This is a genomic window from Vibrio neptunius (genome assembly GCA_019339365.1).
GTDB classification, from domain to species: domain Bacteria; phylum Pseudomonadota; class Gammaproteobacteria; order Enterobacterales; family Vibrionaceae; genus Vibrio; species Vibrio neptunius.
On sequence record CP079859.1, the window covers coordinates 216509 to 229055 of the forward strand.

Here is a 12547-nt window from a genome sequence, read left to right on the forward strand (position 1 = left end):
CTGCGCTTTTTCTTTCTCAGTCATACCATTACCTTTCAAGTTGAAAACGTCTAATATTTAACTTGAAAAAAATTCATAATCGTACTGTTGACTTTAAATCGTATTCAATACATTCTGTGGACATATAGACGTCTAAACGTCGATTTGAGGATTTGAGTTTTGTGGTCCAGTTACCACATGGAGAGAGTAAGATGGGATATACGCACGCCGGCCATATAGATGCCTTAAACCAGAATATTGCCGAACTTTCTGACAACATCAATGTGTCATTTGAGTTTTTTCCACCCAGTAGTGAAAAGATGGAAGAAACCTTATGGAATTCCGTCCATCGCCTCAAAACGCTCAAGCCTAAATTCGTTTCTGTCACTTACGGTGCGAACTCAGGTGAACGTGACCGCACACACTCCATCATTAAAGAAATTAAAGCTGAAACAGGGTTAGTTGCCGCTCCCCACCTAACGTGTATTGACGCGTCACGTGAAGAGCTAGCACGTATTGCTGATGATTACTGGGCAAATGGTATTCACAGCATCGTCGCGCTGCGTGGTGACATCCCACCGGGCGGCGGTAAGCCAGAAATGTACGCCTCTGATCTGGTGAAACTGCTAAAAGAGCGTCATGATTTTGATATCTCCGTTGCCGCTTTCCCAGAAGTGCACCCAGAGGCAAAAAGTGCGCAAGCTGATCTACTCAACCTCAAACGTAAAGTCGATGCAGGCGCAAACCGCGCTATTACTCAGTTTTTCTTTGACGTCGAAAGCTATCTTCGTTTCCGCGACCGTTGTGTTGCAGCAGGCATCGACGTTGAAATCGTACCGGGTATTTTACCGGTTTCGAACTTTAAGCAAGCATCACGCTTTGCCGCTCAGAACAACGTTAAAGTACCAAGCTGGATGGCGAAACAGTTTGAAGGCTTGGATGATGACCCAACCACACGTCAACTGGTTGGTGCGAGCCAAGCCATCGATATGATTCGAGTGCTGAGCCGAGAAGGTGTGAAAGACTTCCACTTCTACACACTAAACCGTGCAGAAATGACCTATGCACTGTGCCATACCTTAGGCGTGCGACCTGTGGTGTAACCTCAACACTCATGATCCCTCTAAAAATGTAAAAAGGGTAGCCATGGCTACCCTTTTTATCATTAGACTATGATTACTCTACTTCGTCCATCTTACCTAGCAGATTACGGATACGATCCTGCCAAGCTGAATGTTCTTGTTGCATCTGCTGCGCTTTTTGTTCGATCTCTTCACGGCTAGAGCGCAGTTCATTTGCTTCTACTGCCAGCTTCTCTTTTTCTTCTTTCAGCTCTTCCACTTCCATTTGTAGAAGTGCAATGGTGTCAACTGCAGTTTGGATTTTCGCTTCTAGTTTTTCTAGTACTTCAAAAGACATCTTAGCCTACCTTGTATTGTCCGGTTATTGTGAAGAGCTTTCTCCACCTAATGTACTCATTCTACTCAGGCAGAGAGTGATAAACACGCCCTATATTCTATATTTCGCACCATTCGGTCAAAAAAGCAGCATACATTGACAATGCACTGACGGAGAAGCTCTGAGAGCACATTTTTTATCGATTTCCCCCTGATTTTGATCGAGTTCAATTTCGCTTGGCGAAAGTGGCAAACGTTTACTTGCAACTATGCTAAAATCCTGCGCGTTTAATTCATTCCCCTATTCTCTAGATTTGGAGTCATTATGAAACGCGATTTAGCAATGGCATTTTCCCGAGTAACAGAAGGCGCCGCATTGGCTGGTTATAAATGGCTGGGACGTGGTGACAAAAATGCGGCTGACGGCGCTGCCGTTGAAGTGATGCGAACCTTGCTCAATAAGACCGATATCAGTGGGGAAATTGTGATTGGTGAAGGCGAGATTGACGATGCGCCTATGCTGTATATTGGAGAACACGTCGGAATCGGCGGGGATGCAGTCGATATTGCAGTCGACCCAATTGAAGGTACGCGCATGACGGCTATGGGGCAATCCAATGCGTTAGCCGTACTCGCCGCAGGTGAGAAAGGCAGCTTCCTAAAAGCACCTGACATGTACATGGAAAAGTTAGTCGTTGGCCCTTGCGCGAAAGGCTGTATCGACCTCAACAAGCCACTTAAAGAAAATCTAGAGAACATCGCCCAAGCGTTGAATAAAACGCTAGATACGCTCGTCGTCATTACACTAGCTAAGCCACGCCATGACCAAGTGATAACAGAGATGCAGGCAATGGGGGTACGTGTGTTTGCTGTTCCAGATGGCGATGTGGCCGCTTCGATTCTAACATGTATGCCTGACAGCGAAGTTGATGCGATGTACTGCATTGGCGGCGCACCTGAAGGGGTGGTGTCTGCTGCAGTGATCCGCGCTCTGGATGGTGACATGCATGGCCGTTTACTGCCCCGTCATGAGGTCAAAGGCGATACGGAAGAAAACCGAATTTATGGGACTGCAGAGCTAAAACGCTGCAAAGAAATGGGCGTAGAAGCGAATACAGTACTCACGATGGAAGAGATGGCCAAGAGCGATAATGTGGTCTTCTCAGCAACGGGGATTACTAAAGGTGATCTTCTCGATGGCATCACTCGCCAAGGTAACATTGCGACCACAGAAACACTGCTTATCCGTGGTCGTTGCCGTACCATTCGTCGAATTAAGTCCACTCACTATCTTGAGCGCAAAGACGCTGAAGTAAGAGAGATCATTCTCTAGCACCTAGTGGCGTTGCTGGAAGGGGGAGCTAACCTTCTGACCCTGTAAACACAGCCCATTAGATACGAAAACGGAGCCTAACGGCTCCGCTTTATTTGGCTAAGTAGCTAGGGATGATGTCGGGTAAGGAACAGCCATTACTGGTTGTCCCTCCCCTAAGAACCGTACGTGCGAGTTTCCCCGCATACGGCTCAAGCCTTTATAAGCTCATTTTAACTGTGAGCCAGCAATTTCCCATTGTCTAATCAGGATCGTTACAACGTTCGCATTGGTAGTTAGCAAGCTCTTTAGCCTCTAAAATAAGGTCCGTCATCTCTTTTCGAGAATCAAAGACACCATTCAATTGACCTTGAGTAAACTTAAAGTTACCTAGTTTATAGGCTTCTTCTATATCGCTACTACCCTCTAATAAAATATCGTCATGCACTTCACATTCCCTCAAAGCACCTGATTCTATAGCTATTTGAGTTGCAGCTTGTCGTTTTGCTTCCTGATGTTCCCAGTAACGTTTTGTTCCACTCATACCAGCACCTTAATATGAATACTAATTCACACAAGGTTAGCCCAGTAATGATTGTTATCCAATATTATGTACTTGTCGGTGGCAGTTAATATGCAAAATCATCAAATTAGAGCTAATATCCGTTCCACCGTCAACTCGTCTGACGATATGGTGAATATCCCATTCATCCTCTGAGTTGAATTGCTGGTGGCAAACCGCACATTTGAAATCTTGCCTTGCGGCAATTTTCCATAACTTCATGTTACCCGACAAAGACTTTTTCAGCCTTTGCATCTTCAGACGCTCATAATATTGTTCGTCCTCCGGTAGGTAGCAATTAGCCATTGCTCTAATCTTTACATGCTTATCGATTGCTACTCTCGCTGCACTAAGCAAGCGATAGTGTCCCTCTTCCCCTTTCGTTTTTGGTGCGCTAAATACCCAATTTCTGTCGCCTGCTGTTTTAAAGTACTTGTCCTTAATCCAGCGTTTGCGACGGTTTTTGTGTATTCGACGACACCACTGCCACAACATTTTCCAGATCCGGTAATCAATATACTTGAATGTCTCACTTGCACAGACCCAACGGTGATAGTTACACCACCCTCTGATCATCGGATTCAGCTTGGTAATCACCACTGATGCTGGAACCGTTTTATGGCTGTTGAGATAATCTCGTATACCGCGCAGAAAGTTTTTCACGTTTTTCTTTGACGGCTTAATTAACATCTTGCCGTTGTACTTACGCAAGTTCTGCCCAAGAAAATCAAACCCGTTATCTATGTGCGTGATCAGCGTTTTCTCTGCTGATAATTGCAGTCCACGTTCTGCCATAAAGGCTTCAACTATTGGTAATGCCTTATCTTCTAGTAGCTCTTTCGAGATCCCAGTAATGATAAAGTCATCCGCGTATCGCACATAATTAACCTTAGTTTTGTAACTAGCTTTGGTATTCTTCTTCCCGAAGTGGGATTCGAGCACCGCTTCCAGTCCATCTAAGGCCATATTCGCAAGCACAGGTGAGATAATCCCACCTTGTGGTGTGCCTGTTTCTGTCGAGTTGATCTTCCCAGATTCCATGAATCCAGCTTTCAGCCACTTCTTGAGTATCGCCTTATCCATAGGGATATTGTCGATAAGCCAATCATGGCTGATAAAGTCAAAACATCCTTTAATATCACCCTCCAATACCCACTGGGCACTCGCTTTACGACTAAGGTTCACGAAGCATTGTTCGATTGCATCAGCGCAAGAGCGATTTGGGCGAAAGCCATAGCTGTTTCGATCCGCCGTGGTTTCCGAGATGGGTTCAAGAGCTAGCAAGTATAGAGCTTGCATTGCTCTGTCTCCCATTGTCGGTATCCCCAGTGGCCTCTTCTTACCATTGGCTTTGGGAATATAGACTCGCCTGAGCGGTTTGGGCTTGTAGCCCGCTCGCTGTAGCTGCTCTATTGCTTCCCATTTCTTTGCAGGTGTACTCCAAGTTTCCCCGTCAACCCCTGCGGTGTTTTTCCCTCTGTTTTCGGTGACTCGCCTAATGGCAATCACCTTGGCAGCAAACGATCGGGTCAACATGCGTTGCAGTCTTTTAACCTGTCGCCAGTCAGACTTTTTCGTTGCCTTCGCGATCCTAACCTGTAGCCCTCTCACTGTCTGATGCATTAACGCCCAGTCGATACTGTGCCAATGCTCCATTAAGTGGGAGGATGCAGGTAACCTTTGCATTGTTGCTGTACTCATCTTGCTTTCCTCCATAGCCTTAACGGAGAGAAGCTATTGCCCCAACGGGGGTAGCTAATCCCCGTTGGGCTAATTCATTAGATGACTTTACATGTTTTCACACGACTAAAGACCAGTTGGAAGTCTGCACCATTTCTGGTTAGGACAAAGTTCGAATCCCTATCAAAGCCATTACAGCTTTGCATTCGCTTTTTCCAACCTCCTTTACCCACTTATTTATCAGCCTTCCTTACGGTCGACCTGCCTAAGTCAGAACTGTATTTAGGCAAATAGTTGGGCTTACCGAGTTCCATTGCAATTACACAAGCAGTTTAGGTTCTGTCTATCCACCGGAGGTCAATTGACGACGTATTCCCAGATGTAAGAGGAATAACCGACCACATACCTTTTGGTCAGAGCGTATCAACAATATTTCGCTCATTGCGGCTGACGGTGTTTATCAACAGTTCACTTATGTTAACCATGCTGCTTAGCCTAGCCCTCAACCCACATATTGTTTATGGATTACTCTTCACCCTCACAGGTTTAGAGCTACTTTCGCAGAGATACATTGTCAGGGAGCTTCGCACAAGACCGTTACCAGTTATGCACTACCCCTAGGCTACTGCCAGTCGTATAGCAGGTCTCGCTACATAAGAGCAAGCTCGAATGCTGAGACAATAATTACAATAGCTTACGCCCGAAGGACGCTACAGTAATGAATCACGTTGATCATGCTTAACAGCAATATTTCGGATTGGCGTTTGATCGGCAGGCGAACCGCCGCTTTTGCCAGTAGCACAATATGGCTTTCCTAGATATGACTTTTGAACGGCAGCGAATGCGCCAATTTTAAGCTAATCGCACAGATGCGATCAGGCGAACACTCCCGTGAGGGAATGCCGTTGATCGGATTGTGCGATCCGATCAACGGATTTCGACTACTAATTTTGCGAGGGTGGGAAGTAAATACTGACTAAAAGTTAGTATTTACTTTGGCCGTAGCCCGCGAGGTTAGCGACCTCCGCGACTCTCGTCGCACTACATCATACCACCCATGCCACCCATACCACCCATGCCGCCCATATCAGGCATTGCAGGAGCATCTTTTTGTGGTAGGTCTGTCACCATGGCTTCAGTCGTAATCATTAGACCCGCTACTGATGCAGCAAATTGAAGGGCTGAGCGAGTTACTTTAGTTGGATCTAGGATACCCATCTCAATCATATCGCCGTATTCACCAGTCGCCGCATTGTAACCGTAGTTACCTTCGCCAGCACGAACGTTGTTTGCAACTACTGACTCTTCATCACCAGCGTTCTTAGTGATTTGACGGATAGGCGCTTCCATTGCACGTAGAGCAACGCGGATACCCACGTTTTGTTCTTCGTTATCACCTTGAAGTTCAGTGATCTTGGAAGCCGCGCGGATTAGCGCTACGCCACCACCAGCAACAACACCCTCTTCAACTGCAGCGCGAGTCGCGTGTAGAGCATCTTCTACGCGATCTTTCTTCTCTTTCATTTCAACTTCAGTCGCAGCGCCAACTTTGATCACTGCAACACCGCCAGCTAGTTTAGCAACGCGCTCTTGTAGCTTCTCTTTGTCATAGTCTGAAGTGGCTTCTTCGATTTGCTGACGGATTTGAGCAACACGACCAGAGATCATGGCTTCTTCACCAATGCCATCGATGATCGTTGTGTTTTCTTTGGTGATAGCAACGCGCTTCGCTTGACCTAGGTCTTCTAGAACCACTTTCTCTAGCTCTAGACCTACTTCTTCAGAAATCACTGTACCACCCGTTAGGATAGCGATGTCTTGAAGCATTGCTTTACGACGATCACCGAAGCCAGGTGCTTTAACCGCCGCTACTTTCACGATGCCGCGCATGTTATTCACGACTAGAGTTGCTAATGCTTCGCCTTCAACGTCTTCTGCGATAATTAATAGAGGGCGAGAGGCTTTAGCTACTGCTTCTAGAGTAGGAAGAAGTTCGCGGATGTTTGATACTTTCTTATCGATCAGAAGAATGAAAGGATTCTCTAGATCAACAGAACCTGCTTCTTGGTTGTTGATGAAGTAAGGCGATAGATAACCACGGTCGAACTGCATACCTTCAACCACGTCTAGCTCGTCTTGTAGAGCCTGACCTTCTTCAACAGTGATAACGCCATCACGGCCAACTTTTTCCATCGCTTCAGCAATGATATTACCGACACTTGAATCAGAGTTCGCAGAGATAGTACCTACCTGAGCAATCGCTTTAGTGTCTTCACATGGAACTGACAGCGCTTTTAACTCTTCAACAGCAGCAACAACCGCTTTGTCGATACCACGCTTAAGATCCATTGGGTTCATGCCAGCTGCAACCGCTTTTAAGCCTTCATTTACAATAGCTTGAGCAAGTACAGTTGCTGTTGTTGTACCGTCACCCGCTGCATCGTTTGCTTGAGACGCGACTTCTTTAACCATTTGCGCGCCCATGTTTTGGAACTTGTCTTCCAGTTCGATTTCACGCGCAACAGATACACCATCTTTAGTAATCGTTGGTGCACCGAAAGATTTGTCTAGAACCACGTTACGGCCTTTAGGACCAAGTGTTACTTTTACTGCGTCAGCTAGAACGTTGACACCCTCTAGCATTTTTACGCGTGCGTCGTTACCAAATTTAACGTCTTTAGCAGCCATCTTTAGTTTCCTTTTCTAAATTCTTTGTTTTGATTTTCAGCTGAACTTGAGCAAAAAATTACTCAATGATTGCTATTATTCAACGATTGCCATGATGTCATTTTCAGACATCACTAGCACTTCTTTACCGTCGATTTTTTCAGTTTTAGTACCGTAACCTTCAGCGAAGATAACCGTGTCACCGACTTTCACGTCCAGTGGCATCACAGTGCCATTTTCTAGAATGCGGCCTTTACCTACAGCTAGAATTACGCCGCGAGTAGATTTCTCTGCAGCAGAACCAGTCAGAACAATGCCACCTGCTGATTTAGACTCAACTTCTTGGCGTTCTACGATAACTCGGTCGTGTAATGGACGAATGTTCATCGGTCGTCTCTCCTGAAAATTTCCATGTTGTTTGAGAATTGCATTGCGCGAAAGCACAAAGCTTCAAAGTCTTGTGCTAACTATATGAGGGATAAACTTGGGAAACCCAAGGGGGAAGTAGTGGATTTTTGTGATCTGGTTCAGAGATAAGTTCAATCGTAGCAGGGGAAACAAAAAACGCCTCACAAGTTTGTGGCTCTTGAGGCGTTTGAAAGCAAGAAAGTTAAACCTACTTAATCTTCTTCTCTGCGAAATGCAAATCGAATAAGGACAATTGCTGCACCTAACATAACGCCGAGTAGAGTGCCTAAAACAACAATCAAAGCTCTTTTAGGCTTATCTCGTGTGATAGGCTGCTCAACATTTTCTAAAAAACGGAAGGTTTGAAACTGAATCGAACGATCTATCTTCAGATTTTCTAGCATTTCCAATTTAGCATTGATTTGCTGAAGACGAGGCTCCACGACGCTTAAGTTTTTCACTGACTCTAACGCCTTAACTTTTGCTTCAAGTGCTTTAGTGCCTAAATCGATACCAAATAATTCATTATTACTATTAGTTTGAATCGGTTGTGTCACACCAGCTGCATTCGCGATACTAAGCGCATAGCGTGCCTTGTCAGCTTCAACTAATAGGCGATTTTTCGCCTGTGTTTCAAGTATTCTCTTCTGTTGAACTAACTCATCTTTCTTAGCGGCAACCATTGCCTCTAAATTGTTTAGCGCATCTTGATGTGCCTTAACCTTTATTGTTTTGATATAGTTAACCAGTAATGAATAGCTACTTTCACTCGTTGTTGATTGAAAGCTAATATCGTAAGACGTCATTTTACTGTTAGGACTTTCAGGTTTTGCTGAAATCTTTCCAAACCATTCCGAGTATAAAATACGCGTGGCTTTAATAAGCTCCTCGTCATTTAATTCACTTCCGATATTTTCTTTGAACTGCTGAAATTCTTGACTTGAATCCAAAAAAACCGTTTTTCGTTACTCGAGTTAAAAACATCGATAAATCGATTAAACAGAACCTCTGAATCGATCAAGTCATCAAGATCTTCGCTAACTAAAACCGTACCATCCTCTTGGTAAATATCAAAGACAGGTTGAAATTGTTTCACCTGTCTTCTGTATTCCGCCATATCTTGAGCTTGAGGTCTAGCAACCTTAGCAGTCGATGACCACCACTCTTGAGAAGTCATTGCAACAACAATTGCCACGACAGCAATTATTAAAGTTGTTGCTAATATCAGAAACTTACCACCCCAAAGAGCGTTAAATAGCTCTCTAAGATCAATTTCGTCACTAACTGATAATGATTTAGGTAATTGAGGTGGGTATTGCTGCTCGTTAGGTGATTGTTGAATTTGCCCGCTCACACGTGATCCTTTTAAGGCCTATAGTACCTTAACATTATATATTTTTGTTCAGCGCGGGAGTGTAGCATAGCGAATATATAGTGAACAGAGCCTCGGCTTCACTCATACAATTGATTACGATTCAACGCCATTGTTCTAGGAGAATCACCTCAGCATCTTGAGTGTGTTTATCTCGCATGTCACCCTCTAGCGCTTCGTGAAATTTTCCCACTTGGCTCACTAATTCTCGCATTAGTACGACATTAGTGTGGTTAGGGTTTTTGCACTGACCGACAACCCTATCAATATGGCTTTGCTGAGCCCACAGCCTATCTCGCATGTCCTCAGAAGCAGACTGAATCATTTCTTGGCACATCTCTTTTTTGAACCGATTGAAAGCTTCTGGATTATCTTGCGCCAGAACCATTAGTTCGTCAAAGGTCGGCAGGGTTTGATTGATTAATGTTGCACTCATTATAGCTCCTCAGTGGTGATAATTTTATCAACACCATAAAAAGAGCATAGGTGAAGGAGATGAGAAATGAAATATACTAACTTTGATTTCTCAATTTTGAGACACCTAACTGCATCATCTTGGTTATTACAAAGGGGCAGCACGCTTCGTGAACCTATGCCCCACTCGCACAAACGTTGCAAACGCTTTACCGAGATGGTTTGACGTACTTCATCGCCACGAGTTGCTTCTTAAGGCTATAACGTTCAAACAGTCCTTTCAGCGAATTAGGTAACTGACTTGCGTCAATCGTCTTGAAGTTATGTTGAGCATAAAATGTTTCTAGATGACTGTAGGCAAAGCAGAAGTCGTGCTCAGATAAAACATGCTGAACACAGTAACCCATTAACTGATGACCCAAGCCGCTACCCCTATGTTCTGGTAACACTAGCATTCCTGTCAGTAAACGAAATTGCTCAATATTTCTAAAACGAACCAGTGAGACAATTTGCTGCTCAATAGTACCAACAATGGTCAGCTCATCCTTTTTCGCCTTACCTGAAGGATAGTGAGCTTTGTACAAACGCGAGACAAGGGGGAGTTTTATTGGGTCTAAGGTTTTAATCTGGATTGGGCTCATTATCACCAAACTTCAATTTAGGGTAGAATGCAGGCAGTTTAGATTACTCGATAAATCCGATGCAAATATTAGCTAACGCCGATCTTAGTCGCTCCCACACCTTTTCTATCTCGCAAACCTGCTCTTACCTAGTTGAGGTTGCCACCGTTGAAGAAATCAAACATGTCTATCAAAAACAAGAGTGGTTGAGCCTTCCTAAACTGATCTTGGGCAAAGGCAGTAATATTTTGTTTACCCAGCCCTACCAAGGCGTAGTGGTAGTCAATAAATTGCTCGGTAAGTCGATCAGTGAAACCGACACGCATTGGCATTTACATATCGCTGGCGGTGAAGATTGGCCAAGCTTGGTGAAATGGAGTGTTGAACAAGGTTACTTTGGATTAGAGAATCTCGCTCTCATACCCGGATGTGCCGGCAGCGCTCCTATTCAGAACATCGGTGCTTATGGCGTTGAACTGAAAGACATCTGCGAATATGTCGACGTACTTTGTTTAGAAACTTTCAATACAAAGCGCTTGAGTGCTGAAGAGTGTCAGTTTGGCTATCGAGATTCCATTTTTAAACATGAGTTGTTTGAGAAAGTTATGGTTGTAGCGATCGGCTTAAAGCTCCCAAAGCAGTGGTCAGCAAATATCGAATATGGTCCGCTTCAATCTCTTCAAAGCGAAACGCTCACCGCGCAGCAAGTGTTTGAACGAGTGTGCCAAATCCGAATGGAAAAGCTGCCAGACCCTGCCAAGCTTGGCAATGCAGGGAGCTTCTTTAAAAACCCGGTTATCTCCAACCAGCAGTTCGAAATGTTAAGTCAACAGTTCTCTAATATTGCAGCGTACCCAACTCAAGGTGGTATAAAAGTCGCCGCAGGCTGGCTGATAGATCAATGCCAGTTAAAAGGCCATCAAATCGGTGGTGCTCAGGTCCACCCGAACCAAGCGTTGGTGCTCGTGAACACAGACAATGCATCGGCAAAAGATGTGATCAATCTAGCAGCAAAAGTCCGCCAAACCGTATTAGACAAATATCAGATAGCGTTAGAACATGAAGTGAGATTTATCGGTTCTCATGCAGAAACAAACCTAGAGACAATATTGGAGAGTCAGCAATGAAAGAGCATTCAGCCAAACTTTCTATCTTGAAGGCTTTATCTCAAGGCGGCTTTCATTCCGGAGAAGAACTAGGAGATCAACTTGGCGTATCTAGAGCCGCGATCAGCAAGCATATTAAAGGTATCCAAGCTTGGGGAGTTGATGTGTTTAGCGTACAGGGCAAGGGCTACCAGCTCGCCAAACCTATGCAACTGCTCGATAAAGACCTACTGCAAAAAAGTTTAGCTAACCGCGTCGAGCTGATGCCTGTTATTGACTCTACCAACCAATATCTGCTCGACAGAGTCGATAGCTTAGAGTCAGGGGCTGTGTGCCTTGCAGAGTATCAAGCTAAAGGCAGAGGTCGCCGCGGGCGCGAGTGGGTATCTCCTTTTGGCTCAAACTTATACCTATCGATATTTTGGCGTTTAGATGCCGGTATGGCGGCCGCAATGGGATTAAGTCTGGTAGTTGGTGTGGCGATCGTTGAAGCTCTCGAAGAGATGGGGCTGGCCGGGGTAAAACTAAAGTGGCCGAATGATCTCTACTATCAAGACAAGAAGCTCGCAGGTATTTTGGTCGAAATGTCAGGCCAAGCGGGTGCAGCGGCCAACCTTGTTATAGGAATGGGGCTCAACTTGATGATGTCAGAAGCCACAGAGGGCATTACCCAACCTTGGGCTAGCTTAGATGAAGTTGCCGATAATCAAGAGATTGATAGAAACCAACTTGCGATTAACATGATAACCACCCTTCATAAGGCTTTGGATGACTATGAGCTATGCGGGATGGCGGGTTTTGTTGAGAGATGGAACCGTTTGGACAACTTTATCAATCGTCCAGTGAAACTCATTATGGGGCCTAGAGAGATTTGTGGAATCGCTAAAGGTATCAACGGTCAAGGTGCGGTCATTTTAGAAACCGAGGATGGGTTACAAACCTACATCGGCGGTGAAATCAGTCTTCGTTCTAATCAGTAAATCACAGGTTTTACAACCAGTATTGCGGAACTAGGATCTGGCAACTAGGA

11 protein-coding genes and 1 pseudogene are annotated in these 12547 nt (G+C 44.9%); 4 read left to right on the plus strand and 8 right to left on the minus strand.

Features of this window, described 5'->3' with window-relative positions:
- Window positions 1–191 precede the first annotated feature (191 nt).
- On the plus strand, window positions 192–1082 hold the full coding sequence (metF, locus tag KW548_01000) for a methylenetetrahydrofolate reductase (GenBank protein ID QXX06759.1): 891 nt from the start codon (window positions 192–194) through the stop codon (window positions 1080–1082).
- A 73-nt stretch (window positions 1083–1155) separates the two neighbouring features.
- On the opposite strand, the gene zapB is transcribed toward metF, so the two are convergent.
- Window positions 1156–1398 (minus strand): cell division protein ZapB, encoded by a 243-nt coding sequence (gene zapB, locus KW548_01005; GenBank protein QXX06760.1) that lies wholly within the window; start codon window positions 1396–1398, stop codon window positions 1156–1158.
- A gap of 303 nt (window positions 1399–1701) precedes the next feature.
- Here zapB and glpX point away from each other — a divergent pair, with 303 nt between their 5' ends.
- Window positions 1702–2709, plus strand: a complete 1008-nt coding sequence (gene glpX, locus KW548_01010) for a class II fructose-bisphosphatase (protein QXX06761.1) — start codon at window positions 1702–1704, stop codon at window positions 2707–2709.
- 241 nt (window positions 2710–2950) lie between these two features.
- Here the strand turns inward: glpX and KW548_01015 are convergent, their stop codons facing one another.
- The 7 genes and pseudogenes from KW548_01015 to KW548_01045 all read right to left on the minus strand — a co-directional run bounded on the left by KW548_01015 (window position 2951) and on the right by KW548_01045 (window position 10432).
- Window positions 2951–3232 carry a hypothetical protein gene (locus tag KW548_01015; protein QXX06762.1) on the minus strand — a complete coding sequence of 94 codons (282 nt, stop codon included), beginning with the start codon at window positions 3230–3232 and terminating at the stop codon, window positions 2951–2953.
- A 54-nt stretch (window positions 3233–3286) separates the two neighbouring features.
- On the minus strand, window positions 3287–4951 hold the full coding sequence (gene ltrA, locus KW548_01020; GenBank protein QXX06763.1) for a group II intron reverse transcriptase/maturase: 1665 nt from the start codon (window positions 4949–4951) through the stop codon (window positions 3287–3289).
- A 1020-nt stretch (window positions 4952–5971) separates the two neighbouring features.
- Window positions 5972–7618 (minus strand): chaperonin GroEL, encoded by a 1647-nt coding sequence (groL, locus tag KW548_01025; protein QXX06764.1) that lies wholly within the window; start codon window positions 7616–7618, stop codon window positions 5972–5974.
- A 75-nt stretch (window positions 7619–7693) separates the two neighbouring features.
- Complete coding sequence (locus KW548_01030) at window positions 7694–7984, minus strand: co-chaperone GroES (protein ID QXX06765.1); 291 nt, start codon at window positions 7982–7984, stop codon at window positions 7694–7696.
- A 233-nt stretch (window positions 7985–8217) separates the two neighbouring features.
- Window positions 8218–9359 (minus strand): annotated as a pseudogene (locus KW548_01035) (LPS chain length-determining protein).
- Between the two features lie 121 nt (window positions 9360–9480).
- Window positions 9481–9813, minus strand: coding sequence for a DUF3135 domain-containing protein (locus tag KW548_01040; GenBank protein ID QXX06766.1), 333 nt, complete (start codon window positions 9811–9813; stop codon window positions 9481–9483).
- Between the two features lie 187 nt (window positions 9814–10000).
- The gene (locus tag KW548_01045) at window positions 10001–10432 is read right to left on the minus strand and encodes a GNAT family N-acetyltransferase (protein QXX06767.1); all 432 of its coding nucleotides are present in this window, start codon (window positions 10430–10432) and stop codon (window positions 10001–10003) included.
- 59 nt (window positions 10433–10491) lie between these two features.
- Between KW548_01045 and murB the strand changes: the two genes are divergently transcribed.
- On the plus strand, window positions 10492–11538 hold the full coding sequence (gene murB / locus KW548_01050; GenBank protein ID QXX06768.1) for a UDP-N-acetylmuramate dehydrogenase: 1047 nt from the start codon (window positions 10492–10494) through the stop codon (window positions 11536–11538).
- Window positions 11535–12497 carry a bifunctional biotin--[acetyl-CoA-carboxylase] ligase/biotin operon repressor BirA gene (gene birA, locus KW548_01055; GenBank protein ID QXX06769.1) on the plus strand — a complete coding sequence of 321 codons (963 nt, stop codon included), beginning with the start codon at window positions 11535–11537 and terminating at the stop codon, window positions 12495–12497. The genes murB and birA overlap by 4 nt, the downstream gene beginning before the upstream one ends.
- Window positions 12498–12547 lie beyond the last annotated feature (50 nt).